This is a genomic window from Streptomyces sp. DSM 106670, from assembly GCF_055792845.1.
The window spans coordinates 2,625,783-2,648,939 of record NZ_CM147704.1; the positions used below are offsets into that span (position 1 = coordinate 2,625,783).

At 72.6% G+C, this 23,157-nt stretch carries 22 protein-coding genes; 11 read left to right on the plus strand and 11 right to left on the minus strand.

The window, feature by feature from the left end; translation table 11 throughout:
* From ACSMXR_RS11605 to ACSMXR_RS11615, 3 genes are all read right to left on the minus strand, one after another.
* Positions 1 to 690: a response regulator gene (locus ACSMXR_RS11605; RefSeq protein WP_473171795.1), complete on the minus strand. Its 690-nt coding sequence runs from the start codon at positions 688 to 690 to the stop codon at positions 1 to 3.
* On the minus strand, positions 687 to 1,841 hold the full coding sequence (locus ACSMXR_RS11610) for a sensor histidine kinase (RefSeq protein ID WP_473171796.1): 1,155 nt from the start codon (positions 1,839 to 1,841) through the stop codon (positions 687 to 689). The genes ACSMXR_RS11605 and ACSMXR_RS11610 overlap by 4 nt, the downstream gene beginning before the upstream one ends.
* A 129-nt stretch (positions 1,842 to 1,970) precedes the next feature.
* Positions 1,971 to 2,291, minus strand: a complete 321-nt coding sequence (locus ACSMXR_RS11615; protein ID WP_473171797.1) for a hypothetical protein — start codon at positions 2,289 to 2,291, stop codon at positions 1,971 to 1,973.
* 144 nt (positions 2,292 to 2,435) lie between these two features.
* Here ACSMXR_RS11615 and ACSMXR_RS11620 point away from each other — a divergent pair, with 144 nt between their 5' ends.
* The 3 genes from ACSMXR_RS11620 to ACSMXR_RS11630 are packed head-to-tail and all read left to right on the plus strand — an operon-like array spanning position 2,436 to position 4,024.
* Entirely contained in the window at positions 2,436 to 3,275 is an 840-nt protein-coding gene (locus tag ACSMXR_RS11620) for a helix-turn-helix domain-containing protein (protein ID WP_473171798.1), read from the plus strand.
* Positions 3,247 to 3,471 carry a DUF397 domain-containing protein gene (locus ACSMXR_RS11625; protein WP_473171799.1) on the plus strand — a complete coding sequence of 75 codons (225 nt, stop codon included), beginning with the start codon at positions 3,247 to 3,249 and terminating at the stop codon, positions 3,469 to 3,471. Before ACSMXR_RS11620 ends, ACSMXR_RS11625 begins: the two co-directional genes overlap by 29 nt.
* 13 nt (positions 3,472 to 3,484) lie before the next feature.
* On the plus strand, positions 3,485 to 4,024 hold the full coding sequence (locus ACSMXR_RS11630; RefSeq protein WP_473171800.1) for a hypothetical protein: 540 nt from the start codon (positions 3,485 to 3,487) through the stop codon (positions 4,022 to 4,024).
* Here ACSMXR_RS11630 and ACSMXR_RS11635 read toward each other — a convergent pair.
* The 4 genes from ACSMXR_RS11635 to ACSMXR_RS11650 all read right to left on the minus strand — a co-directional run bounded on the left by ACSMXR_RS11635 (position 4,021) and on the right by ACSMXR_RS11650 (position 8,311).
* A complete protein-coding gene (locus tag ACSMXR_RS11635) occupies positions 4,021 to 4,677 on the minus strand; it encodes a peptidoglycan recognition protein family protein (protein WP_137232954.1) in 657 nt (218 codons plus the stop codon). The genes ACSMXR_RS11630 and ACSMXR_RS11635 overlap by 4 nt on opposite strands.
* A 96-nt stretch (positions 4,678 to 4,773) precedes the next feature.
* Positions 4,774 to 5,658, minus strand: a complete 885-nt coding sequence (locus ACSMXR_RS11640) for a lysozyme (protein ID WP_473171801.1) — start codon at positions 5,656 to 5,658, stop codon at positions 4,774 to 4,776.
* A gap of 247 nt (positions 5,659 to 5,905) precedes the next feature.
* Positions 5,906 to 6,694 (minus strand): NPP1 family protein, encoded by a 789-nt coding sequence (locus ACSMXR_RS11645; protein WP_473171802.1) that lies wholly within the window; start codon positions 6,692 to 6,694, stop codon positions 5,906 to 5,908.
* Positions 6,695 to 6,811: 117 nt separating this feature from the next.
* A complete protein-coding gene (locus ACSMXR_RS11650; protein WP_473171803.1) occupies positions 6,812 to 8,311 on the minus strand; it encodes a glycoside hydrolase family 76 protein in 1,500 nt (499 codons plus the stop codon).
* Positions 8,312 to 8,585: 274 nt separating this feature from the next.
* On the opposite strand from ACSMXR_RS11650, the gene ACSMXR_RS11655 reads away from it, so the two are divergent.
* The 3 genes from ACSMXR_RS11655 to ACSMXR_RS11665 all read left to right on the plus strand — a co-directional run bounded on the left by ACSMXR_RS11655 (position 8,586) and on the right by ACSMXR_RS11665 (position 10,523).
* Positions 8,586 to 9,293 carry a bleomycin resistance protein gene (locus tag ACSMXR_RS11655; protein ID WP_473171804.1) on the plus strand — a complete coding sequence of 236 codons (708 nt, stop codon included), beginning with the start codon at positions 8,586 to 8,588 and terminating at the stop codon, positions 9,291 to 9,293.
* A gap of 428 nt (positions 9,294 to 9,721) precedes the next feature.
* Positions 9,722 to 10,081, plus strand: a complete 360-nt coding sequence (locus ACSMXR_RS11660) for an RNHCP domain-containing protein (RefSeq protein WP_137232949.1) — start codon at positions 9,722 to 9,724, stop codon at positions 10,079 to 10,081.
* A gap of 22 nt (positions 10,082 to 10,103) precedes the next feature.
* Entirely contained in the window at positions 10,104 to 10,523 is a 420-nt protein-coding gene (locus tag ACSMXR_RS11665) for an RNHCP domain-containing protein (RefSeq protein ID WP_164617456.1), read from the plus strand.
* 56 nt (positions 10,524 to 10,579) lie between these two features.
* On the opposite strand, the gene ACSMXR_RS11670 is transcribed toward ACSMXR_RS11665, so the two are convergent.
* From ACSMXR_RS11670 to ACSMXR_RS11685, 4 genes are all read right to left on the minus strand, one after another.
* The gene (locus tag ACSMXR_RS11670) at positions 10,580 to 11,134 is read right to left on the minus strand and encodes a DinB family protein (RefSeq protein WP_381908411.1); all 555 of its coding nucleotides are present in this window, start codon (positions 11,132 to 11,134) and stop codon (positions 10,580 to 10,582) included.
* 202 nt (positions 11,135 to 11,336) lie between these two features.
* Positions 11,337 to 12,182 carry a sugar phosphate isomerase/epimerase family protein gene (locus ACSMXR_RS11675; protein ID WP_381908412.1) on the minus strand — a complete coding sequence of 282 codons (846 nt, stop codon included), beginning with the start codon at positions 12,180 to 12,182 and terminating at the stop codon, positions 11,337 to 11,339.
* Entirely contained in the window at positions 12,179 to 13,333 is a 1,155-nt protein-coding gene (locus ACSMXR_RS11680; protein ID WP_137232945.1) for a dihydrodipicolinate synthase family protein, read from the minus strand. Before ACSMXR_RS11680 ends, ACSMXR_RS11675 begins: the two co-directional genes overlap by 4 nt.
* 40 nt (positions 13,334 to 13,373) lie before the next feature.
* Positions 13,374 to 14,525, minus strand: coding sequence for a Gfo/Idh/MocA family protein (locus tag ACSMXR_RS11685; RefSeq protein ID WP_473171805.1), 1,152 nt, complete (start codon positions 14,523 to 14,525; stop codon positions 13,374 to 13,376).
* Positions 14,526 to 14,634: 109 nt separating this feature from the next.
* Between ACSMXR_RS11685 and ACSMXR_RS11690 the strand changes: the two genes are divergently transcribed.
* The 5 genes from ACSMXR_RS11690 to ACSMXR_RS11710 all read left to right on the plus strand — a co-directional run bounded on the left by ACSMXR_RS11690 (position 14,635) and on the right by ACSMXR_RS11710 (position 23,152).
* Positions 14,635 to 15,753 carry a LacI family DNA-binding transcriptional regulator gene (locus tag ACSMXR_RS11690; protein WP_473171806.1) on the plus strand — a complete coding sequence of 373 codons (1,119 nt, stop codon included), beginning with the start codon at positions 14,635 to 14,637 and terminating at the stop codon, positions 15,751 to 15,753.
* A gap of 128 nt (positions 15,754 to 15,881) precedes the next feature.
* Entirely contained in the window at positions 15,882 to 16,397 is a 516-nt protein-coding gene (locus ACSMXR_RS11695) for a hypothetical protein (protein ID WP_381795631.1), read from the plus strand.
* Between the two features lie 167 nt (positions 16,398 to 16,564).
* Positions 16,565 to 19,864: a type 2 lanthipeptide synthetase LanM family protein gene (locus ACSMXR_RS11700; protein ID WP_473171807.1), complete on the plus strand. Its 3,300-nt coding sequence runs from the start codon at positions 16,565 to 16,567 to the stop codon at positions 19,862 to 19,864.
* 77 nt (positions 19,865 to 19,941) lie between these two features.
* Positions 19,942 to 20,139: a hypothetical protein gene (locus ACSMXR_RS11705; RefSeq protein WP_137232940.1), complete on the plus strand. Its 198-nt coding sequence runs from the start codon at positions 19,942 to 19,944 to the stop codon at positions 20,137 to 20,139.
* 79 nt (positions 20,140 to 20,218) lie between these two features.
* A complete protein-coding gene (locus ACSMXR_RS11710; protein WP_473171808.1) occupies positions 20,219 to 23,152 on the plus strand; it encodes a helix-turn-helix transcriptional regulator in 2,934 nt (977 codons plus the stop codon).
* Positions 23,153 to 23,157: the final 5 nt, after the last annotated feature.

The window sequence follows — 23,157 nt, forward strand, 5'->3', positions numbered from 1 at the left end:
CTACTCCCGTGGGGCCGGGCCGGCCAGTCCGGTCTCCCAGGACCAGGCGGCTATGCCCACCCGGTTACGGGCCTTCACCTTCGCCTGGACGTTGGCGATGTGGGTCTTGGCGGTGCCCGCCGTGATGAAGAGCCTCTCGCCGATCTCGGCGTTGGTGAGGCCCTCGGCGACCAGCCGGGCGATCTCCTGCTCCCGGGCGGTGAGAGGCGACGGAGCCGCGGACGGCGCCGGGGCGGGGGCGGCGGCGGCCGGGGCGAGGCTCCGGAGCAGCCGGACCGTGATCTGGGGGCTGATGAGCATGTCCCCCGCCATCGCCGCCCTGACCCCCTCGATCAGCAGCCCCGGGCCCGAGCGCTTGAGCAGGAAGCCGCAGGCGCCGTCGTGCAGTGCCGTACGTACGTAGTCGTCGTGGTCGAAGGTGGTGACGACGAGGACACGCATCGGGTCGGGCACGCCGGGGCCCGCGAGGCGGCGGGTCAGTTCGAGGCCGTCCAGGCCCGGCATCCGGATGTCGGCGAGGACCAGGTCGGGACGGAGGGTGCGGGCGAGGCCGACGGCGGTGAGGCCGTCCGCCGCCTCGCCGACCACGGTCATGTCGGGCTGCGAGCCGAGAATGAGGCGGAACCCGCTGCGGACGTCCTCCTGGTCGTCGGCGATCAGGATGCGGGTCGGGCCGAGGGGCCTCGTCATGGGGTCTTCTCTTTCGGGAGCGCGCCGGGCAGGTCCTTCGGGAGCGCGACGCTCAGGTCTTTCGGGAGCGCGACGGGCAGGACGGCGGTGAGCCGCCAGCCGCCGTCGCCGTGGGGACCCGCCGAGAGGGTTCCGCCGAGGGCCCGGGCGTGCTCGGTGAGAGCGGGGAGGCCGAGGCCGCCCCGGGAGACGCGCCGGGCCGAAGGCCCTCCCGTGCCACGGTCGTTGGTGACCCGGATCTCCACCGTGGTGGCCGTAGGGGTGAACACGACGGTGGCGCGTGAGGCGCCGGGGGCGTGCCGGCGGATGTTGGTCAAGGCCTCGACGACGATGCGGTACGCGGCGGAGCCCGCCTCCCGGGAGAGCCGCTCCGCGACCGGTCGGGGCAGGTCGAGAGATGCCTCGGTGGCTCCTGCCGCGGTGAAGTTCTCGACGAGGAACGGAAGTTGGGACACATCGGGGAGCGGTTCGGTGGCGGGCACCTCCGGGCCGTGCAGCATTCGCACCGTCCGGTCCATCGCGGCCAGGGCGCTCAGGCCCGCCTTTTCGATGCGTTCCAGGGCGAGCACCGCGTGGGAGGGGTCGGTGGCGGCGACGAAGCGGGCCGCCTGGGCCTGGACGACGATCCCGCTGATGTCGTGGGCGACGAAGTCGTGCAGGTCGCGGGAGAGTTGAAGGCGCTGGGCGCTGCGGGCCTCGGCCACCGCACGCCGACGACGCAGTTCCTGGCGGCGGGGGTAGGCGCCGGCCGCCACCGCACCGACCACGGGAAGAAGCCAGAAGGCGCCGATCCCGATGGATTCCAGAAAGGACTCACCGGTGACCAGCGGCAGCGGCCAGAGGGTCACCGCGAGGGCGGCCACCGGGAGGGCCGAAGCGAGTTCACGCAGAGGCGACCAGCGGGTGACCACGGCCACGAGGAGCAGCAGGAGTGCGGCCTCCACCAGCTTCCAGCCGGAGCCGGCCTGCGGGAGGGCGAAGCTGGTGATCAGGGAGAGGACCGCAGACACCGCGGTCGGGCGGGCGAGGCGGGCGAGCCGCTGACGCGCTGCGGTACGGCGGCAGGCGACGGCCCACCCGAGTGTGCCCGCCGCCACGAGCGACGGCAGGGCGCCGAGCACCATGCCAGCCGGGCCGGTCGATTCCCCCATAGCGACCAGCGTACGGGGGCGGGATGCGGCCGGGCTCTCCGCCGAACGGCACAGAACGGCCGGTCGGAGACGCGAACGTGTGCCGATCGGCAGATGGGATCGCGGGCCGAGGCGGGGCGAACTCCCGGCTCACGGAGCGTCGTCGGCCGGCAGGAGCGCGTCGAGCCGCGCGCCACGGCTCTCCGCGACGCGCACGATCTGGTGCAGCGACTCGGCGAGCCGGCCGGCGAGGAAGCGGACCTGCGGCGCGGTGGATGCGTCGTCGGCCAGCAGGTCGGTGGCGTGGCCGAGCAGTTCGTCCGCCATGTCGAGCTGGATGCTCTCGACCTCGTCGGCCTTCCGCGACACATAGCCGGTGCCGTCCCCCACGACGTAACAGGGCTTGCCGCCCGTGCCGGTCCAGGGCAGGAGCCGCATCGTGGAGGCTTCGGCGTGGGGGGTGTGCTTCATGGGGGCCTGCTTTCGGGAGTGCGGCGGCGTACGGGCTTCGCTTCTTTCCGTAGCGAACCCATCACAGAGTGAGGTCATGAGTCGCTACGCTGCCAGGGGGTCGGGCATGACAGCGCGCTGGTCAGGGCGAGGAGTTGGAGCACCATGGGAACGAAGCGAAGGCCGCGTACGCCTCGGGAGAAGTACGGCGAGGAACTGAAGCTGCGGCGCATCGCGGCAGGGCTGACGCAGGAGGCACTGAGCGAGATGGTCGTCTGCTCGCCGACCCTCATCAGCCACTACGAGGCCGGACGGCGGCTGCCGAGCCCGGAGGATGCGCAGCGGATCGACCGGGCGCTGGGCACGGACGGATTCTTCGCGCGGTGGCTGGAGGATCTGGACCCGGCCTTTGTCCATTACTTCAGGGCCGTCGCCGAGTTGGAGCAGGAAGTCACGGAGATCCGTCACTACGGCGGTCTGCTCATCCCGGGACTGCTCCAGACAAAGGCGTATTCGCGGGCCGTGTTCGAAGCCTTCCGTCCGAACTACCTCGTGGAAGAGCTTGACGAGCTTGTTGTCAGCCGCACCAAACGAGCCCTGCTGCTCGACGAACCTTCGACGCCGGAGACGTGGATCCTGCTGGACGAAGGCGCACTCCGGCGTGAGGTCGGCGGCCCTCAGGTCATGGCCGAGCAACTGCATAAGGTGGCGGACATGGCCGACTCCGGCCGCGTACGCCTGCATGTGCTGCCTCTCTCGTGCGGAGCGCACGCCCTCCTGGAGGGCATGGTCTATTTGCTGTCCTTCGCGGACGCGGCCCCGCTGGCCTATCTCGAGGGCCTCCACAACGGACGCCTGCTGGATGATCCGGCGCTGGTTGCGGCCTGCCACACCTCCTACACTCTCGCTCTGAGTGACGCGGCCTCGCGGCGGAAGTCGGTGGCACTCGTCAGAAGCATCGCGGAGGAGCACGAACATGCACACCACCGAGCCCACCAACGCTGACGGCACGCCCTTCACCGGATGGCGCAAGTCCAGCTACAGCGGTGGGGCCAACGGCGACTGCCTTGAGGTCGCCGACGGCCACGCGACCGTCCCCGTACGCGACAGCAAGTCCCCCGCCGGCCCCGCCGTCCTCTTCTCCGCGGACGGCTGGTCGGCCTTCGTCGCCGCCGTCAAGCACGGTGCGTTCCCGGCCTGACGGGATCGTCGTCATGAAACAACGGGGGCCCAGGAGACGGCGAACGCGCGGCGCACGCATCGGCCTCGCTGCCGCCCTGTCCGTCGCGGCGCTGCTCGGCGCGACCTCGTGCAGCTCGGGTGAGCAGTCCGGGTCGCCCTCGGCGAGCCCCAGCGCGACCAAGTCGGCCCCGGCCCCGACGCCGGACACCACCGATGCCGACGCCGCGAGGACACTCCTGGAGGGGACCTTCGTCAACATGAAGTCCCTCGGCGGCGGTTCCGGTGGGCTGCGACCGCAGTTCGGCGACACACACCCCGCCGCTCCGGACAACGTGCTGAGCGTGACGTTCGCGTTCGCCTGCACGGGAGGCGGCGAGGTGGCGCTGACGTTCACCGTCGCGGACGAGGACGTGCCGTCGGCCAAGGGGACGCAGGTGTGCGACGGCTCTGTATTCCAGCAGAGCATCGAGTTGCCCGAGCCGGGCTCGGTCGGCTTCACGGGTGTCGTCACCGGCACCGAGGACGGCGGTTACGCCTACGCCTACTACCCCGAGAAGGAACAGCTCCCCTAGCCCATGCTCGCCGCGACCTCGCTCCGAAGCTGCGGCAGCTTGTCGTGGAAGATGCCCGGGCAGAGGGTGTCGCCGAAGTCCTTGTGTCCGTACAGGCGGCTCGGCGCGATGGCGTACTGCCCGCAGACGTACGCGCAGAGCGCCACCAGGACGTCCCACTGGGCCTGCGGCGGCTGTGCGCCGTCGTGGTACGCGCCCTCGTTGGCGATGCCGATGGCCTGGTCGTTCTGGCCGGAGGTGTGCGCGGCGAGGACGAAGTCGCTGCCGGTCCGCAGCGTACTGAGGCTGCGGTGGCGGCCTTCGGTGATCCAGCCGCCCCGGCTGACGAGGAAGTGGTAGCCGGTGTCGGTCCACCCGTTCTGGTCCATGTGCAGGTCCTGGACCCAGTGGGCGTGACGGTGGGCCTGGGCGCGGGAGACGTCGGTGGTGTTGTCGCTGACCGTGTGGTGCACGATGATCTTCGTCGGACGCTTCCCGGCCAACTCGATCGACCCCTGTGGCGCGCGGGCCTGCCACTGCGCCGTGCCGTCGATGTCCGGTTCCACGGCGTCGAAGGCGTCGCGGGCGTGGGCCGTGCCCGGTAAGGCGGCTGCGGCCAGGCCGCCGGCACCGGCGAGGAGGACGTGGCGACGGGACGGTTGTGGAAGGTTCACGGCGGGCTCCTGGTGTGAAGGGTGGGCGCACGGTGGGGGGAGGTGGCCGGGTGAGCCGCCTGCGGTCTCACCCGGCCACCCGTCCGAACGGGGAGGCTACGGCGTGTTGTTGGCCAGGGCCTGGAGCCGCGCGAGGCTGCCGTTGAACTTGTTGCGGTCCACGTCGCCGGAGACTCCGCCGACCCGGCCGGTGGCCGAGTACTGCCAGATCGTCCAGGTGGGGAAGCCTGCGGGGATCGTCGGGTTGGCGGTGCCCCAATGGGCCACCCAGAGCGGGGACTTGGCGGACATGCCGGTCCAGCTTCCGGTGCAGGTGTTCCACCAGCTGGCCGTCGTGTAGATGACGACGTCCCGGGTGGTGCGCGCCTTGTACGTGGTGTAGAAGTCGTTGATCCAAGTGCGCATCTGGGTCGTGGAGAGGCCGTAGCACGTGGCTCCGTACGGGTTGTGCTCGATGTCCAGCACGCCGGGAAGGGTCTTGCCGTCCTTGGACCAGCCGCCGCCGTTGCTCGCGAAGTAGCCCGCCTGGGTCGCCCCGTTGGAGATGTCGGGGCGGGCGAAGTGGTACGCGCCCCGGATCAGACCGGCGTTGTAGGAGCCGGTGTAGTTGGCGCTGAAGCTGCTGTCCTTGAAGGACGTGCCCTCGGTGGCCTTCATGTAGGCGAAGTCGATGCCCGCGGCCTTCACCGAACCCCAGTTGATCGACCCCTGCCAGTGCGAGACGTCGATGCCCTGGATGCCGCTGGTGTCCATCGGCGTCACGCCACCCTGCGCGGCCGAGGACGCGAGGCCCTGCTCGATACGGGTGCCGGCGCCCATCCACGCCTGTCCGGACCGGACCGGCTCATCGGGTGAGGGCGGCGCGGCGACGGCCGTGCCCGTGCTGGTCAGGATCAGCGCCGCGGCGCTGCCGAGAGCTCCGGCCAGCAGAGCCCCTCGGGATCTCTTGAGTCGGCGGGACGGAGAACGGTACGCGAGCATGGCCACCTCCGGGCACGTTGACGAGGACGGGATGCGCACGGCATGGCACCCGAGTGGCATCCGATAATCGGATGCCATGCACATGTCACGAGTAAGGCACGGGCACAGAAAGGCGTAAAGGGCCCTTTTGGTCTACACCTGTGCCGTCGCCCCCGACCTGCGAGAACGTGCCGGAGCCGCGAGAACTTTCATTTCTGAAGGTCTGAAAGCCGCTCGCGACGGTCCGGCACCCGTCCTCTCCTTCCGCTCAGCCGGCGGCGGGGTTGAACGGCACCCCCTCCGGAAGCGCCTTCGTCAGATGTCCGGTGAAACGATCGTCCCGGATGCCGATCGTCGCCTTGCCGAAGTCGGCGGCGAGCAGCTTGTCGCGCAGGCCGTCCGGGTAGCCGTTCCAGCCGACCAGCGGTGCGTAGTGCCAGGTGCCGAGGTGGTTCTCCGGAGGCTCGTCCTTGGCGGTGGCCTTGCGGAAGCAGTGGGTGCTCGCGCCGTCCTTGTGATAGACGATCTTGGGGTGCGAGCCGTCGAAGGGGACGTCGGCCGCCTTGTGCACCGTGAAGTTCCCGTGCGCCGAAGTCGCCACGTACTCGGCCTTGTTGTCGTGCACCCAGACCACGATGTGCTCCCAGTCGTGGCGATGGCCACCGAAGAGGCCGCCGGGAGCCACCTGGTCCTTCTCGAAGTAGTACGTGTAGAGGACGGCGCACCAGCCGTTGTCGCACTTCGAGCGGGAGTAGGCGTTGCTGCTGTCCAGGTCGGACCGGTCACGGCAGTCCCCGTACACCGCGCCGCCGAGCTTGAGGCCGGGGGCGATGGTGCCGTCGGGGCCGATGGCCGAGGTGGCGTAGCAGCCGTCCTTGTCGTAGTCGATGGCCGGTTGGAAGGCCCGCTCCAGGTCGTCCGCGTTGCCGGGGAGGGGCGGGGGCGGCGCGGCGTGGGCCATGGTCGCGGAGGCCAGGACCAGGGTGGCCGCGGACAGGGTGACGGTCAGGCCGCGGCGCAGGGCGCGTCCGCGCCGGGTCGGCCGTACTGCGGGCATGGGACTCCTTGAGGAGGGAGGAGGTGGGGCGGGCGGGCGGGCAAAGACGGTGGAGGACACGCGGTCACGCTTGGCCTCCACCGGTTTCACGTCACGGCGTCGCGGTCGGGCGTGGACTCAGCTGTCCTGCGCGGCGTTCATCAGGTCGAGCGCACTGTGCTGGCAGCCGTTGCCGGTGCGGGTGAGGGGACCGGCCCAGTGGGCGCCGTACTGGTCGAGGCTGTTGCGGTTCTTCTCGTGCGCGGTGTCGGCCTGCCGGTCGAGATAGGCGCTGTACGGGCGGTCGGGGAGCGCCTTGTTGAGGATGCCGAGGCCCCTGGCGTAAGCGCCCTTGAAGGAGTCGCCGTCCGTGGTGCAGTCGGAGTCCGGCTCGTACGGCTCGTGGAGCGTTCCGCCGGGGTTGAGGTAGGCGGAGGACGTGGAGGCGTCGGCCAGGGTGCGGGCACTGTCCAGGAGTGACGCGTCGCCGGTGGCGCGGTTGAGTTCGGCGAGGGCGGCCAGGATCACGCCCTGGTTGTACGTCCAGGTCGTGTCGCCGTTGTTGGAGCAGGTGCCGTCGGAGTTCTCGCTCAGGCCGTCGTTGATCGTGTCACCGGAGTTGATCATGCCGCTGCCCTTGAACCAGTTCCACCCGTCCTCGGCGCGCTGGAGATAGGTGGTGTCCCCGGCGATACGGTTGTGGAGCGCGGCGCTGAGCTGGATGTACAGCTCGTTGGTGATCGCGTTCTTGTAGGGCTTGTCGGTCGCCCACTGCACCCCGCCGCCGCACGTGCCGGTCCAGTAGGCGGCCATGTGGTCGGCGTCCTTGCGCGCCGTGTCCAGGTAACGCTGCTCGCCGGTCAGGTCGTACGCCGCCACCCAGGCCAGACCCCACCAACCCGTGTCGTCCAGGTAGGAGTTGGTGAAGTCGCCGCCCTCGGCGCCGATGAGCTTCTCGTAGGTGTTGGAGATCGCGTACGTGTAGCTGGGCATGTGGCTGATCCGGATGTTGTCGATCAGCGAGGTGAGCGCGGTGGCCGAGGTCCACCAGCCGGCGAACTTCCCCGAGCCCCGGTCGTAGTTCATCATCAGGGCTGTCGCCGCGGCCGTGCTCCGGCTTCCGGCGTTCCAGTCGACGCGGGCCCAGCCGGTGCAGGCGATCTCCGATCGGTCGCCGGCCTTTCCGCAGGCGCGGAGCGCGCCGATGCCGCCGGTGTTCCAGTCGTCCACGTTGTACATCTGGGAGCGCCAGCCGGTACGGCCGGAGGGTACGGAGGTGGCACCGAGCTTGCTGCCGGAGGCCCAGGTGCGGCCGCCGTCGAAGGAGCGGTCGAGCCAGGTCTCGTCGCCCGCCGCTCCGTCGTCGATGGAGGCCCAGCCCATGACATCGTTGTCGGAGAGATGAAGGGCGATGGAACGGCCATGGAGGGTCGCGCTGACCGGGACGCGGTCACCGGCGGCGGAGGCGGGGTCGCGGGCGTCGCAGTGCTTGTTGCAGACCTCGGCGGCCGCCCCGGACGCCGGGACCGCCGCGGACGCGGGGCTCGCCGCGACCGGGAGGGCTCCCAGCGCGAGGACGGCAGCCAAGGAGGCCAGCAGGGCCGGCCCGAAGGATCTGAGAGGGGTTCTGGGGAGCATCGGGCTTCCTCCGATGAGTCCTGCGAGGCGGCGGGCGGAGACCGCCCGCCGCCCGCGGGAGAGGTGGGGGGCTCGCTGCCAGAGAACCGGCGTACCCACCTGCCCGTCAAGATCGCACCTGCCGGTCGAAAAGGACATCAGCAGGTCAACACCGCTCGCGCCACCACGATTTGGGACCGAGATTGGGCCCACGGACCCAGCCGGCGGAGCCCGGCCGGACACCTCTCCCCTCGACACTAGCGATAACTGTTCAAATTTGACTAGAGTGCGTCGCATGACCGAGACGACGATCCCTCTGCTGCCCTGCCGGACCTCGCTGATCGAGACCGCCGTCGACTTCTACACCGCCCTGGGCTTCGAGACGACGTACTTGCAGAAGAGCCCGTACGCGTACGCCGTCGTCGAGCGGGGAGCGGTCGAACTCCAGCTGTACGGCATGAAGGACTACGACCCGGCGTCCTCCCACTCCGGGTGCTACGTCCTCACCGACGATGTGGACGGCCTGCATACGGCGTTCCGGGCGGGGCTCAAGGCGGCCTACGGACGCGTCCCGACGCGGGGGCTGCCACGCATCGGTCCGCTGAAGGACATGTCGTACGGGGTGCGGCAGTTCCTGATGACCGACCCGACCGGCAACACGATCCGGATCGGCCAAGCGATCAGCGAGGACCCGAGCCACCGGCCCGCCCCGAAGGAGACGTTCGCCCGCGCGCTGCACATGGCGGACCTCTTCGCGGACTCCAAGCAGGATCTGCCGGGCGCGGCGAAGATCATCGACCGGGTGCTGGGGCTGACGGACGAGCATCCGACCCCGGTGCAGCGCCTGCGGCTGCTCGTCCTGCGCGGGGACATCGCCCAGCGGATGGGCGAGGTGGAACGGGCGGCGGCGCTGCTGGAGGAAGCGGCGGCGGTCCGACTCGACGCGGATCAGCAGACCCTGGCGGGCGACGCGCTGGCCAGGCTGGCGGAGCTTCGGGGCTGAGACGGGGAGAGGGAGAGAGGGAGAGAGGGAAAGGAGAGGGGGAAAGGGAGGACGGGCCGGGCGTCGGCTAATTCGGTGGCCGGTCCCGCTGACCCCTTGTTACGGTGCTCGCTCCTCGACCGTGGACCCGACCGCGGGTGACCTCTGGGCGTGAGCCCTGGAAAGCAGTTGATGTATGCCCCGGACAGTGACTCCGAGCCTCCCTCGTCGCGCCTGTGACGCCGGGGTGACCGGGCCTGACCGTCCGCGGCCGCCGTACGCGGCCGACTGCTGACACCTCACGGCCGGCTGCCGTTCCGCAGCCGTCCGGCCCCGCTCCCCGCACGCCCCTGACGCGAGGGGTGCTCGGTACTTCCCTGCTGCTTCGTTCCTCATCCTCGGCAAGGAGTATCCGGGTGTCTCACGACAACCCCCAGCACCGCTCAGGCATGTCCTCCTCATCCTCGATGTCCTCCCTGGACACCTTCACCTGCGTCCGCTGCGGTCTGACCGTCGCCGCGTACGCGCCCGACGGCAGCCGGCGCAATCACTGCCCCAGCTGCCTGCACTCGCAGCACCTCGTCGACCATGTCGAGGGCGGCCGCTCCGACTGCGAGGGCCGGATGACCCCGATCTCCATCGCGGTGCTGCGCACCGGCGACTGGATGGTCGTCCACCGGTGCACCCGGTGCGACGAGCTGACCTCGAACCCGGTCTGCGGGGACGACAACCAGCTGATCCTGATGCGGATGGCCGTACGTCCGCTGGCCCAGCCGCCCTTCCCGCTCGAAGCCTTCGGTGACCTGTGAACCGGGCGACCGGGGGGCTCCGATGACGCGCCGCAAGCCCCGGCGGGCTTCGGGACGCCGTCCGCAGCGGGCCAAGGACGTGCTGCACGGGCCAGCCGGGGCGCGCGGCGACGCGTTCCGGTGCGTCGGCTGCCGGCTCGACGTACCGCTGGCGGCGCCGGGCACCGCCCACCGTAATCACTGCCCGTCCTGCCTGGTCAGCCTGCATGTGGACGGCCGGGTTCCGGGTGACCGGGCGGCAGGGTGCCGTGGCCGGATGGTGGCCCTGAGCCTGTCGGTGCGGCAGGACGGGGAGTGGATGCTCATCCACCACTGCCTCACGTGCGGGCGGCTCAGCGCCAACCGCATCGCGGGCGACGACAACGCGCTGGCGCTCGTCCGGCTGGCGCTGCGACCGCTCGCGGACGCGGAGATCCCCGTGCGGGCGATGCTCGCGCTGTGATCCCGAGGGCCGTCCGGCACCCGCCGGGCGGCCCTCGGTCGGCCCTGCCTCTCAGGTCACCCCGGGTCCTCGCCCGTCAGGCCGTCGACCGATTCCCGGATCAGGTCGGCGTGGCCGACATGGCGGGCGTACTCCTCGACGAGGTCCAGGAGGATACGGCGGAGGTTCGGGCGTTCGCCGTTGCGGGTGACGTACGCGCCGAGCTGGTCCAGGCCGCCGCCGGTGCTGAGCGCCTCCTCGACGACGGCCCGGGAGCGGGCCGCCGACTCCCGCCACAGCGTGCGCAGTTGCTCGGGGGTGTCCTGGGCGGCGGTGCGATAGGCCCAGTCGGGGTCCTTGTCCCAGTCGACCGCGTCCCAGGGCGCGCCGACCGGGGTGTCGAGCCAGAGGCGGGCGAAGTGGCTGTCCTCGACGTGTGCCAGATGCTTGAGCAGGCCGCCCAGGGTGACGGAGGACGCCCCGACCGTGGCTTGCAGCCCGGCCGCGTCCAGGCCCGAGGTCTTCCAAGCCAGGGTGGCCCGCTGGCGTTCCAGCGCGCCGAGGACGGCTGCCGCCTCCGTACCGGCTAGGGGAGGTTCGGGCCATTCCTGCGCTGCATCGCTCTGGGTCATGGCGGCAGATCCTAATCAACGGCGGGAAAGCGGAATGGGGCCCGGCCTCGCGGCCGGACCCCCCTCGCTTTCCCCTCCCGTCGGGCCTTCCCGTTCCCCCCGGACCCCTCCCCGGAAGTCCCGACGCCATGTGTGACACGGGAGGGTACGCAAAGGTTGCAGCCCTTTACGATCTCTTTACCTTCGGCGGTGTGCGCGCCTCTCAGCAGGCATGTTGCACATAGCGGTCCACCACTTCCGCCAGCGCTTCCGTGCCGTCGCGGGCCCACAGCGCCTCGTTGAAGATCTCCACCTCGATCGGCCCGTCGAACCCGGCGTCCTCCACCCAGCGGCGGAACGCGTGGAAGTCCACGCTCCCGTCGCCCAGTTGTCCCCGGCCCAGCAGGACGCCCGCCGGGAGCGGGGTGATCCAGTCGGCCAGCTGGAAGGAGTGGATACGGCCGCCCGCACCCGCGCGGGCGATCTGGGCGGGCGCCCGGTCGTCCCACCAGAGGTGGTAGGTGTCGACGACCACCCCGACCTGCTCGGCCGGGAAGCGCTCCGCGAGGTCCAGGGCCTGGGCGAGGGTGGAGACCACGCAGCGGTCGGAGGCGTACATCGGGTGGAGCGGTTCGATCGCCAGGCGTACGCCGCGTGCCGCCGCGTACGGGGCCAGTTCCGCCAGCGCCTCGGCCACCCGCTCGCGGGCCCCGTGGAGGTCGCGGCTGCCGGGCGGGAGGCCGCCGGAGACCAGGACCAGGGTGTCGGTGGACAGGCCGGCCGCCTCGTCGATCGCCGCCCGGTTGTCGTCCAGGGCACGGGCGCGTTCGGCCGGGTCGAGGGCGGTGAAGAAGCCGCCCCGGCAGAGGCTGGTGACCTCGATCCCGGCATCGGCGAGCAGCCGTGCCGTGCGCTCGACGCCGTACTCCTGCACCGGGGCCCGCCACAGGCCCACCTTGTCGATGCCCGCCTTGACGCAGCCCTCGGTCAGCTCGGGCAACGACCACTGCTTGAGCGTTTCCTGATTGATGCTCAGACGCGACAGGCCGCCGCCGTCGTCGTTCGTCATCGTGCGCCTCCGTGGACCGCCAGCAGGGCTCGCATACGGTGTTCCGCCAGATCCGGGTCGGGGAACAGGCCCAGCCGGTCGGCCAGTTCGTACGCCTTCGCCAGATGCGGCAGCGAGCGGGCCGACTGGAGGCCGCCCACCATCGTGAAGTGGTCCTGGTGGCCTGCCAGCCAGGCGAGGAAGACCACACCCGTCTTGTAGAAGCGGGTGGGGCGCTGGAAGAGGTGGCGGGAGAGTTCGACGGTGGGGTCGAGGAGGGCCCGGAAGCCGTCCACGTCACCCGTGTCCAGGACCCGTACCGCGTGTGCCGCCAAGGGGCCCAGCGGGTCGAAGATGCCCAACAGAGCGTGGCTGAAGCCGCGTTCGTCGCCCGCGATCAGCTCCGGGTAGTTGAAGTCGTCGCCCGTGTAGCAGCGCACCCCGCCCGGGAGGCGGCGGCGGACGTCGATCTCGCGGGCCGCGTCCAGGAGGGAGATCTTGATGCCGTCGACCTTGTCCGGGTGCTCGGCGATCACCTTCAGGAAGGTGTCCGTGGCCGCGTCCAGGTCCGAACTGCCCCAGTAGCCCTCCAGGGCCGGGTCGAACATCGGGCCCAGCCAGTGCAGGATCACCGGTTCGGACGCCTGGCGCAGGAGGTGGGCGTAGGTGGCGAGGTAGTCCTCCGGGCCGCTCGCCGCCCGGGCCAGCGCGCGGGAGGCCATGAGGATCGGCTGGGCGCCGTGCTCCTCGGCCAGGGCCAGTTGTTCCTCGTACGCGGCCCTGACCTCGGCCAGGGTGGGCGCGGCGCCGTCGTCGGGCAGCTGGTCGGTGCCGACGCCGCAGGCGATCCGGCCGCCCACCGCCTTCGCCTCGGCGGCCGAGCGGCGGATCAGCTCGGCCGCGCCCGCCCAGTCCAGGCCCATCCCGCGCTGCGCGGTGTCCATGGCCTCCGCGACGCCCAGGCCGTGCGCCCACAGGTGGCGGCGGAAGGCGAGCGTGGACTCCCAGTCGACGGCCGCCGGGTCGCCGGGGGCGATGTCGGCGTACGGGTCGGCGACCACATGAGCGGCCGAGAAGACCGTACGGGAGGCGGGGGCCGCCGCGCCCGGCGCGAGGTCGAGCGGGGTGGTGCGGGGCGTGTAGGGGCCCTGTGGGAGGTGGATGGTCGTCATGGCAGCGGCCTCCGACCGCGCGGCGCTCCGGTCGCGCGGGTCACAGGGTCAGCTCCGGGACGTCGAAGCGGCGGCCCTCGGCGGACGACTTCAGGCCCAGCTCGGCCAGTTGGACGCCCCGGGCGCCGGCCAGCAGGTCCCAGGTGTACGGGCTGCCCAGGGCCACATGGCGCAGGAACAGCTCCCACTGCGCCTTGAAGCCGTTGTCGAACTCCTGGTTGTCCGGGATCTCCTGCCACTGGTCGCGGAACGACTCGGTGACCGGGAGGTCCGGGTTCCAGACCGGCTTCGGGGTCGCCGAGCGGTGCTGGACACGGCAGTTGCGCAGGCCGGCCACGGCGGAGCCGTGCGTGCCGTCGACCTGGAACTCCACCAGCTCGTCGCGGTTGACCCGGACCGTCCAGGAGGAGTTGATCTGCGCGACCGCCCCGCCCGCCAGCTGGAAGATGCCGTACGCGGCGTCGTCGGCGGTCGCCTCGTACGGCTTGCCCTGCTCGTCCCAGCGCTGCGGAACATGCGTGTGCACCTGGGCCGTTACGGAGGTGACCTGGCCGAACAGCTCGTGGAGCACGTACTCCCAGTGCGGGAACATGTCGACGACGATGCCGCCGCCGTCCTCCGCGCGGTAGTTCCACGAGGGGCGCTGGGCCTCCTGCCAGTCGCCTTCGAAGACCCAGTAGCCGAACTCCCCGCGCACGGACAGGATCTCGCCGAAGAAGCCGCCGTCGATCAGGCGCTTGAGCTTGCGCAGGCCCGGCAGGAAGATCTTGTCCTGGACGACGCCGTGCTTGATGCCCGTGTCGCGCGCGAGCCGGGCCAGGTCGAGGGCGCCCTCGACGTCCGTGGCGGTCGGCTTCTCGGTGTAGACGTGCTTGCCCGCCGCGATGGCCTTCTTGATCGCCTCCACCCGGGCCGAGGTGACCTGGGCGTCGAAGTAGATCTCGACCGTGTCGTCCGCGAGCACCGCGTCCAGGTCGGTCGACCACTCGGTCAGGCCGTGGAGCCCGGCGATTTCCTCCAGGGCGTGGGCGCGGCGGCCGACGAGTACGGGCTCGGGCCACAGGACCTCGCCGTTGCCGAGATCCAGACCCCCCTGTTCGCGGATCGCGAGGATCGAGCGCACCAGGTGCTGTCGGTATCCCATGCGTCCCGTGACGCCGTTCATGGCGATGCGCACTGTCCTGCGTGTCACGAAGGTCCCTCCATACAGCCGTAGCAAGCGCTTTCTATCGGAGATGACGCTAGCCTGCCGACAGCGGCCGGACAAGAGGGGGCCGCACGTGACCTCACGGAGGACAGCGATGACAGTCACCCTGGCGGATGTGGCGGCCCGCGCCCGGGTGTCCCCGGCCACCGTCTCCCGCGTGCTGAACGGCAACTACCCGGTGGCGGCCTCGACCCGGGAGCGGGTCCTGCGCGCGGTGGACGACCTGGACTATGTGCTCAACGGGCCCGCCAGTTCGCTCGCGGCCGCCACATCGGACCTGGTCGGCATCCTGGTCAACGACATCGCCGACCCGTTCTTCGGGATCATGGCGGGGGCGGCCCAGACGCAGATCGGCGGGCCCGGCGACGGTTCCGGACGGGCGGGCGGCGAGAAGCTGGCCGTCATCTGCAACACCGGCGGCTCCCCGGAGCGCGAACTCACCTATCTCACGCTCCTCCAGCGCCAGCGCGCCGCCGCCGTCGTCCTCACCGGCGGCGCGGTCGAGAACCCGGCACACCAGGCCGCGATGTCGGCGAAGCTGGCGAAGCTCGCGGACGCGGGCACCCGGATCGTCTTCTGCGGGCGGCCCCCGCTGCCCGAGGGCGACGCGCTCGTCGCGGCGCTCGCGTTCGACAACCGGGGCGGCGGACGCCGGCTCACCGAGCACCTGATCTCGCTCGGCCACCGCAGGATCGGTTACGTCGCCGGGCCCCCGGAACGGACCACCACCCGGCACCGCCTGGAGGGCCACCGCGAGGCACTGCGCGCGGCGGGGCTGGACGCGGCTCCGGACGGCGGGCCGGACATCGGGCCCGACAGCGCGACGACCGGCTCCGGGGATCAGGACCGGCTCACCGTGCACGGCCCCTACGACCGGCGCTCGGGCTACGAGGCCACCCTCGAACTCCTGCGCAGGGCACCGGATGTGACCGCGATCGTGGCCGCCAACGACACCGTGGCGCTGGGCGCGTGCGCGGCCGTACGGGACCAGGGGATGCGCATCCCCCAGGACATCTCGGTCGCGGGCTTCGACGACCTGCCGTTCTCGGTGGACGCCGTACCGGCCCTCACGACGGTCCGGCTGCCGCTCTTCGAGGCGGGCGCGCGGGCGGGACGGCTCGCGATGGGCAAGGAGAACCCGCCGCCGGGCGGCATCGCGACGATCGCGGCGGAGCTGATGATCCGGGGGTCGACGGCCGCGCCCCGGGGGTGAGGCTCGGCCGCCGCTTCCTGGAGTGAGCCGGTGCCGCCGCTCCCTGGGGTGAGCCGGTCGGTGTGCGACAGCGCTCCGTCCCCTCTCGTCTCGTCTCGTCTCGTCTCGTCTCGTCTACGGTCGGATTCATGACCAGTGACGACGTAATCGCGCCCGAGGCCATCCGCGCGGCGTGGGACTCCTACCGGGTCCTGGAGAAGCGGACGCCGGACGGGGAGCGCCAGGAAGCACGGCGGCGGGTCCAGGCCGCGGTGGACGCCCACGGGCGCGCGGAGGTGGCCCGGGGGACGGTGTTCCTGGTGGGCGTGCTGACCGGGCTCCTGATCGCCGAACAGTCCGGCGGCGAGGACCGTCTTGATCCGCTCGGCGATCTGATCCCCGCCGTGATCCGCAGACTGCCCGCGTTCGAGTCGGCCGACCCGGCTCAGGTTCCGATGGCCACCGGCGTCCTCATGGCCGCCGCGATGGGCATGGACACCGTGGAGTGGCGCGACCGGTTCGGGCGGATTCCGCCGGAGGAGGCCCTGGTGCACGGCTTCGTGCTGTGGCTGCTCGCCGACCTCTTCGACTCCCTGGTCGGACAGCCCGGCGGCATCGATCGCACGATGCGGGAGACCTTCGACTCCATGGCCGCCGGGCGGTGACCCTGCCGGCGGCCGATTCGCCCTGAATCACCGCCCGTTGGCACGCCGTGCGGGCCGGGACGCGAAAGATGGGGGCGACTCCCCCATGCGCCCGGCCCGCTCCCCCAGCACGATGGATCCGGGCGGCCCGACCGGGACCGGGCCCAGGAGCGGGGAGGTGCGGAGCGGTGGCGGAGAAGGATCTGATCGACAGAGGTACGAGTCGTCGCCTCGCCCCCGCTGCTGCCGCCGCCGCTGTCGCGTACGACGACGACCCGGCCGGGTCCGCCGCATCCGTCTCCCCCTCCCCCGACCCGTTCGAGGGCGCGGCCGGAGAGCCGTGGTGGCTTCCCGGTGTCGTCGGCGGCAGGCCCTCCGGCGAACCCCGCTGGGCGGTCTTCGCCCGGCAGGCCGTCGCGTCGGCGCCGCACGACGTGGTGGTCGCCGACCACGCGTACCCCGGGCTCAGCGGTTTCGGGCCGGTCCTCGCGCCGTTCGTCGAGGCGGCGGCGGAGCGGCTGCGCAGCACGCTCGCGGAGGAGGCGCCAGCGGAGGAGGACGGTCCCGCGGTGGACGGCCTCGTGGTGGACGGTCCCGTCGTGGACAGCCCTCCGGTGGACGGTTCCTCGCTCGTACTCGCCGACTTCCGGCGGCAGTTGACGCGCCGGCTCTCCCGGATCGCGGCACGCACCCTCGTGACGGAGCTGCACGAGGCCCGGCGGCTGGGCCGGTTGAGCGGCGAGGGAACCGAGGAGCGCTTCCGGGACTTCGTCCGGCTGACCGCCCGTCGCGACGGTCTCGCCGGGCTCGTCACCGGCTACCCCGTCCTGGCCCGTCTCCTCGCCACGGCCTGCCTGAACGCGGGCGACGCGTTCGCGGAGATGGCCGTACGGCTCGCCGCCGACCGGCACCTGTTCGCCCCGGCCGGGGTGCTCGGCCACCGGGCCGGCTCGCCTGACGGGGCGCTCGGCGGGAGCGCGGGGCCCGGGGTGCTCACCGGCGTCGAGGCCGGGGCGGGCGACAGCCATCGCGGGGGGCGGTCGGTGATGCTGCTGCGGTTCGCCGACGGCACCCGGCTGGTCTACAAGCCGCGCCCGCTCGCGGCGCACCGGCACTTCAACTCCCTGGTCGAGTGGTTCGGTTCGCTGCCGGGCGCCCCCGAGCTGCGGGTGCTGCGCGTCCTGGACCGGGGCGAGTACGGCTGGGCCGAGTTCGTCGAGGAGCGGCCCTGCGACTCGGTGGCGGAGACCCGGCGGTTCTACCGGCGGCAGGGTGCGCTGCTGGCCCTGCTGCACGCGCTGGACGGTACGGATCTGCACCACGAGAACCTGATCGCCTGTGGCCCGCATCCGGTCCTGGTCGATGTGGAGACCCTGTTCCACCCGCCGCTGGGGCCCGCCCGGTCCGCCGATCCGGCTGCCAGGGCCCTGCACGACTCCGTCCACCGGGTGGGCCTGCTGCCGCAGTTGCTCGTCGGGGACACCTCCGCGCTCGACATGTCCGCCATCGGCGGCGGCCGGGCCGCCTCGTCGCCGATCGAGACCGCCGACTGGGCGGGGCCCGGAACCGACCGGATGCGGCTGGTGCGGCGGGCGGGCCGGTTCACCGAGTCCGCCAACCGGCCCCGGCTGGGCGGCGTGGCGGCCGACCCCTCCGCGTACACCGACGTCCTCTGCGACGGATTCCGCGCCGGGTACAACGCGATCAGCGAGCACCGGAACGAACTCCTGGGCGAGGGCGGGCTGTTGTGGCTCTTCGCCGCCGACGAGGTACGGGTCGTGCCGCGCCCGACCTGGACGTACACGACGCTGCTGGACGAGTCGACCCACCCCGATCTGATGCGGGACGCCGCCGAACGGCATCAGGTGCTGTCGCTGCTGCGCACCCCGCTCCTGGGCGTGCCCGCGCTGCCCGGGGTGGAGGACGAGGAGATCGCGGAGCTGTGGTGCGGTGATGTGCCGGTGTTCTGCACCCGGCCGGGCGGCACGGAGCTCTGGAGCGGCACCGGGCGTACGGTCGCGGGTCCGGCCCCCGACCCGTCCTCGCACGACACCGCGGCGGCCCGGCCCCGCCCTGCCGCGGCCCCGCGCGATCCCGCCCTCCTCAGCGGGCTGGCGCGTGTCGAGGCGAAGGTGCGCGCGATGGACACCGTGGACCGGCAGGACCAGGAACGGATCATCCGGGCGGCCATGGTGAGCACCTCGCCCGAGCCGCCGCACCGGGCGGTTCCGGGCGGCCGGGCCCGGAGCGCGGCGACCGCGCCGGAGCCCGAGCAACTGCTGTCCGCCGCGCGGTCGGTGGGCGACCAGCTGGTCTCCCTCGCCTACCGGCACGAGGGCCGCACCAACTGGATCGGGCTCGAACTGCTCGGCGAGCGCTACTGGCGGCTCACACCGATGGCGGCGGACCTCGCGGGCGGCTACACCGGCCCCGCGCTCTTCCTCGCCCAGCTGGCCGCGCTCACCGGCGCCGCCCGGTACGCGGAGGCGGCCCGTGAGGCGCTCGCCCCGGTCCCGGGGCTGCTGGACGCGCTGCACGGGCGGGCCGACGAGCTCGGGCCCCTGGGCTCCGGCGCCTTCGCGGGCCTCGGCGGCATCGCGTACGCGCTGACCGAGGTGGGCACGCTGCTGGGCGACCGGGAGATCCTGGAGCTGGCAGGTCCGGCCGTCCGGCTGAGCTGTGCGGCGAGCATGGCCGAGGACGGGTACGGGGTGCGCGGCGGGGTGGCGGGCGGGCTGGTCTCGCTGCTCGCGGTGTACCGCGCCACCGGCCGCCCGGAGGCCTGGCGCGGTGCCGAGCGCTGCGCCGAGCGGATCGCCGCCGCCCCGCTCCCCGACTCCGCGGGCTTCGCCGACGGGGCGGCGGGGATCGGCTGGGCGCTGCTGCGGTTCGCCGGGGCCGGGGGCGACGTACGGCACCGGAGCGCCGGTCTGCGGGCGCTGCGCCGGGCGACGGCCCTCGCGGAAGCCGGGGAGGCCGGTCGGGACGTTGCCGGCTCCACCGCCGTCGCGGCTTCCGCCACAGCGGTCGGCGAAGCCACCGCCCCGGCGGAAGCCGCGACGGCGAGGCCCACGGATACGACCGCCGGGCCCGCCTGGTGCGACGGGGCGGCCGGGATCGCGCTGGCGGTCGCGGACAGCCACGACGCGCTGGCGGACCCGGAGCTGGCCGGCTGGCTGGCGGCGCGCTCCGGCGAGCTGGCGGACATCGGTCCGCTCGCCGACGACAGCCTGTGCCACGGCGAGTCGGGGCTGCTCGAACTCCTCGGCCACCGGGCGCTGCCCGCCGCACGGCCCGCGTGGGTACGCCGGGCCGGGACGCTGCTGGCCGCCGCGGACCGCGCGGGACCGCAGTGCGGTACGCCCGGCCGGGTGCCGCACCCGGGGCTGCTCACCGGGCTCTCCGGGATCGGGCACGGGCTGCTCCGGGCCGGGTTCCCCGACCGGATCGGCTCCGCCCTGCTCCTGCGCCCCTCCCGGGCGCCCTGACCCACCCCCGACCACCGTTCCCGATGACCACGCACCGTTGCTGTTTTCCACACCACCCACCAGAGGATGAGGCAGAGATGAAGCAGTTCCGCGAATCGGCCCTGCAGGCGTCCGGCGACATCGCGCACGAGGGCTCGCACGAACACCCGGCCGGGCAGATCTCCTTGGGTTCCACCGGAGGCCTCGGTGCGCGCAGCAGACTCCTCAGCGCCTCGGAGGGCGAGAGCGGCTACAGCCACGACCTCCCCTGGACCACCATGACGGCCCCGTGGTGACCGGATCCTGCCAACTCTGCACCCTATGAATCGAGTTGTCCTACAGCCGTGGAAGTTGTCGCTCCAGTAATCTTCGGCCATGCGAGCCACTTCGCCGGTCATCGTCGGGCGTGACGAGCAGATCGGACTGCTGAGCAGCGCCCTGGACGCCGTACAACGGCGTTCGGGGCGCGCGCTGTTCTTCGTCGGGGAAGCCGGTATCGGGAAGTCCCGGCTGGTGGGCGAATGCGCCTACCGGGCCTACGGATCGGGCATGCCGGTGCTGCGCGGCCGGGCCACCTCGACCGGGCTCGTCGTCCCGTTCCGCCCGCTCGCGGAGGCGCTGGCCTCGCGGTTCCGGGCGGCGGGCACCCCGACCGATCCGGAGCTCGCGCCCTACCATCCGGCGCTGGCCCGGCTGGTCCCGGAGTGGCGCAAGGGCGGGTCGCCGGGCTATCCGGAGACGGTCGTCGAGCTGGCCGAGGCGCTGCTGCGGCTGCTGTCCGTGCTGGGCAGGGAGACGGGCTGCGCGATCCTGCTGGAGGATCTGCACGACTGCGACACGGAGACCGTCGCGGTCGTCGAGTACATCATCGACAACCTCGCCGATCTGCCGGTCCTGTTCCTGGGCACCCTGCGCCCTGAGCCGGGTGCCGCGCTGGACCTCGTACGCTCCGCCGAGCGCCGCCACACCGCCGGCGTGCGGGAGCTGGGCCCGCTGCACGACGCCCAGGTGCGGGCGCTGACCGGTGCGTGTCTGGAGGCGCGGCCCCAGGAGATACCCGAGGCGGTGCACCGGCGGCTGGCCGAACGCGCCGCGGGCAACCCGTACTTGCTGGAAGTGCTGCTGGCGGACCTGCTGGACACCGGCCGGCTCCGGCGCACGGACGACGGCTGGGTGGCGGCTGAGCAGCCGGACGCCTCGGTCCCCTCGGACATCGTCCGCAGCTGGGCGCGCAGGCTGGAGCGGCTGGACGAACCGGTGCGGGACCTCTTACTGGCGTCGGCCACGCTGGGCAGCCAGTTCTCGGTGACCGTGCTCCAGACCGTCACCGGTTTCGAGGACCGGGCCCTGTTCACCCATCTGCGGTCCGCGGTGGAGGCCGGTGTCATCGCCCCGGACGGCGCGGCCCCCGACCGCTACACCTTCCGGCACTCGCTCACCGCCGAGGCCCTGATCTCCTCGCTGGCCCCGGCCGAACGCGCCTCGCTGGCCCGCCGTGCCGCCGATGCCATCGAGCACTCCGGGGAGCCGCTGGACGAGGACGGGCGGCAGCTCGTGGCGTCGTTGCAGCTGGCCGCGGGCAACCGGACGGGGGCGGCCCGCCAGTTCGCGGAGGCGGGCAGACGGATGCTCGCTTCGGGGGCGCACGGCTCCGCCGTGGTGCTGCTGGAGCGGGCGCATCCGCTGGCCGCCGAGGGCGACCGGGCCGCCGTCGCCGAGTCGTTGGCGGTCGCCCGTGCCGAGGGCGGCGATCTGGACGGCGCGCTGGCGCTGGCGGACGCGCTGCCGCCGGTTCCGGCGCGTTCCGAGGCCGCCGCCCGGCGCGGACAGACCCATGTCGAACTCGCCTGGGCGGCGGTCATGGCGGAGCGCACCGCCGACGCGGCGCTCCAGGTGGAGGCGGCCCGGGCCCTGCTCGGCGCGTCGCCGCCGCCCGGCCGCCGGGCCGCGCTCGCGGTGGTCGACGGGTATCTGGCGCTGCTTCCCGGCCATGAGCCCGGGCCCGGGCAGAAGCCCGCGGACCCGGCGGAGGCCGAGCAGGCCGTGCGGGAGGCGGCGGAGACCGCCGAGGCCGAAGGGCTGCCCGTGGTGGCCTGCCAGGCCTGGCAGTTGCTGGCGCTGCTGCGGCGCGAGGAGGGCTTCGACGCCGCGGACGCCGCGCTGGAGCGGATGCTGTCGATCTCCACCGAACACGCCCTGCCGGTCTGGCGGGTGGAGGCGCTGGTGCGGCTCGGCGCCAACGCGTTCATGCGCACCGGGGACGCCTCCCGGCTGCTCTCCGCGCGGGCGGCCGCCACCGAACTGGGCGCGCTGCTGCTGACCCGTACGGTCGACGGGCTGCTCGCCATGAACGCGGTGCTGTGCGCCCGGTGGGAGGAGGCGCAGGAGATCGTCGACCGCTCGGCGGAGGCCAGCGCCCGGGTCGGCGATCTGTCGGCCCACCGCTATCTGCTGCTGGCCGGGGCGACGATGGCCGCGCACCGGGGGCGGCGGCGGGAGATGGACCGGGCGCTGGCCGCGTTCCGGCGGGCCGGAGGCGAGCAGTCGCTGCTGGTGCCGCTCCGGTCGGGGCTGTGCCGGGCGTTCGGGGCGCTGCTGGAGGAGGACCGGGAGCGGGCGGCGGCCGGTCTGGACGAGGCGCTGGCCTGGGAGTTGGACCATCCGAGCTACTACTACCTGAGCGGGCGGTACGGGCTGCGCCCGCTGCTGCGGGTCCTGGCGGGCGAGGCGGACCGGGCGGAGCTGGAGGAGGCGCGGGCCGCTCCGGGCGGCTGCCTCGCCTGGAACCGGCAGTTCCTGGACCTGGCCGACGCGGTGCTGCTGGGGCGGGCGGGTGACCCGGCCGGGGCCGCCCGGCTGATGGCGTCCTTCGGGGTGCGCTCCACCCCCTTCCCGGTCGCCCACCACCTGGGGCTGCGGCTGGTCGCGGACGCGGCCCGCGCGGACGGGTGGGGCGAGCCGGTGGCGTGGCTGCGGACCGCCGAGGAGTACTTCTACGGGGCCGGGGTGCAGCCGGTCGCGTCCGCGTGCCGGGCGGCGCTGCGGCAGGCCGGGGCGAGTGTGGGCCAGCACCGGGGCGGCTGGGACCGGATCCCGTCGCCGCTGCGGACCAGCGGGGTGACGCCGCGCGAGTACGAGGTGTTCGTGCTGCTGCCGGAGCGGCCCGGGAACCAGCAGATCGCCCGGCGGCTGTCCATCTCGCCGCGCACGGTGGAGAAACACATGGCCAGCCTGCTCAGCAAGACGGGGCGCGCGGACCGGGCGGCGCTGTGCGAGTTCGCGGCCGAGTGCGCCGGCGAGGCGGTCTGAGACCT

Excerpts from the sequence above, each read along its gene's own strand:
- ACSMXR_RS11605 (WP_473171795.1), bottom strand. The coding sequence starts at position 690 with ATGACGAGGCCCCTCGGCCCGACCCGCATCCTGATCGCCGACGACCAG.
- ACSMXR_RS11610 (WP_473171796.1), bottom strand. The coding sequence starts at position 1,841 with ATGGGGGAATCGACCGGCCCGGCTGGCATGGTGCTCGGCGCCCTGCCG.
- ACSMXR_RS11615 (WP_473171797.1), bottom strand. The coding sequence starts at position 2,291 with ATGAAGCACACCCCCCACGCCGAAGCCTCCACGATGCGGCTCCTGCCC.
- ACSMXR_RS11620 (WP_473171798.1), top strand. The coding sequence starts at position 2,436 with ATGGGAACGAAGCGAAGGCCGCGTACGCCTCGGGAGAAGTACGGCGAG.
- ACSMXR_RS11625 (WP_473171799.1), top strand. The coding sequence starts at position 3,247 with ATGCACACCACCGAGCCCACCAACGCTGACGGCACGCCCTTCACCGGA.
- ACSMXR_RS11630 (WP_473171800.1), top strand. The coding sequence starts at position 3,485 with ATGAAACAACGGGGGCCCAGGAGACGGCGAACGCGCGGCGCACGCATC.
- ACSMXR_RS11640 (WP_473171801.1), bottom strand. The coding sequence starts at position 5,658 with ATGCTCGCGTACCGTTCTCCGTCCCGCCGACTCAAGAGATCCCGAGGG.
- ACSMXR_RS11645 (WP_473171802.1), bottom strand. The coding sequence starts at position 6,694 with ATGCCCGCAGTACGGCCGACCCGGCGCGGACGCGCCCTGCGCCGCGGC.
- ACSMXR_RS11650 (WP_473171803.1), bottom strand. The coding sequence starts at position 8,311 with ATGCTCCCCAGAACCCCTCTCAGATCCTTCGGGCCGGCCCTGCTGGCC.
- ACSMXR_RS11655 (WP_473171804.1), top strand. The coding sequence starts at position 8,586 with ATGACCGAGACGACGATCCCTCTGCTGCCCTGCCGGACCTCGCTGATC.
- ACSMXR_RS11660 (WP_137232949.1), top strand. The coding sequence starts at position 9,722 with ATGTCCTCCTCATCCTCGATGTCCTCCCTGGACACCTTCACCTGCGTC.
- ACSMXR_RS11665 (WP_164617456.1), top strand. The coding sequence starts at position 10,104 with ATGACGCGCCGCAAGCCCCGGCGGGCTTCGGGACGCCGTCCGCAGCGG.
- ACSMXR_RS11670 (WP_381908411.1), bottom strand. The coding sequence starts at position 11,134 with ATGACCCAGAGCGATGCAGCGCAGGAATGGCCCGAACCTCCCCTAGCC.
- ACSMXR_RS11675 (WP_381908412.1), bottom strand. The coding sequence starts at position 12,182 with ATGACGAACGACGACGGCGGCGGCCTGTCGCGTCTGAGCATCAATCAG.
- ACSMXR_RS11680 (WP_137232945.1), bottom strand. The coding sequence starts at position 13,333 with ATGACGACCATCCACCTCCCACAGGGCCCCTACACGCCCCGCACCACC.
- ACSMXR_RS11690 (WP_473171806.1), top strand. The coding sequence starts at position 14,635 with ATGACAGTCACCCTGGCGGATGTGGCGGCCCGCGCCCGGGTGTCCCCG.
- ACSMXR_RS11695 (WP_381795631.1), top strand. The coding sequence starts at position 15,882 with ATGACCAGTGACGACGTAATCGCGCCCGAGGCCATCCGCGCGGCGTGG.
- ACSMXR_RS11705 (WP_137232940.1), top strand. The coding sequence starts at position 19,942 with ATGAAGCAGTTCCGCGAATCGGCCCTGCAGGCGTCCGGCGACATCGCG.
- ACSMXR_RS11710 (WP_473171808.1), top strand. The coding sequence starts at position 20,219 with ATGCGAGCCACTTCGCCGGTCATCGTCGGGCGTGACGAGCAGATCGGA.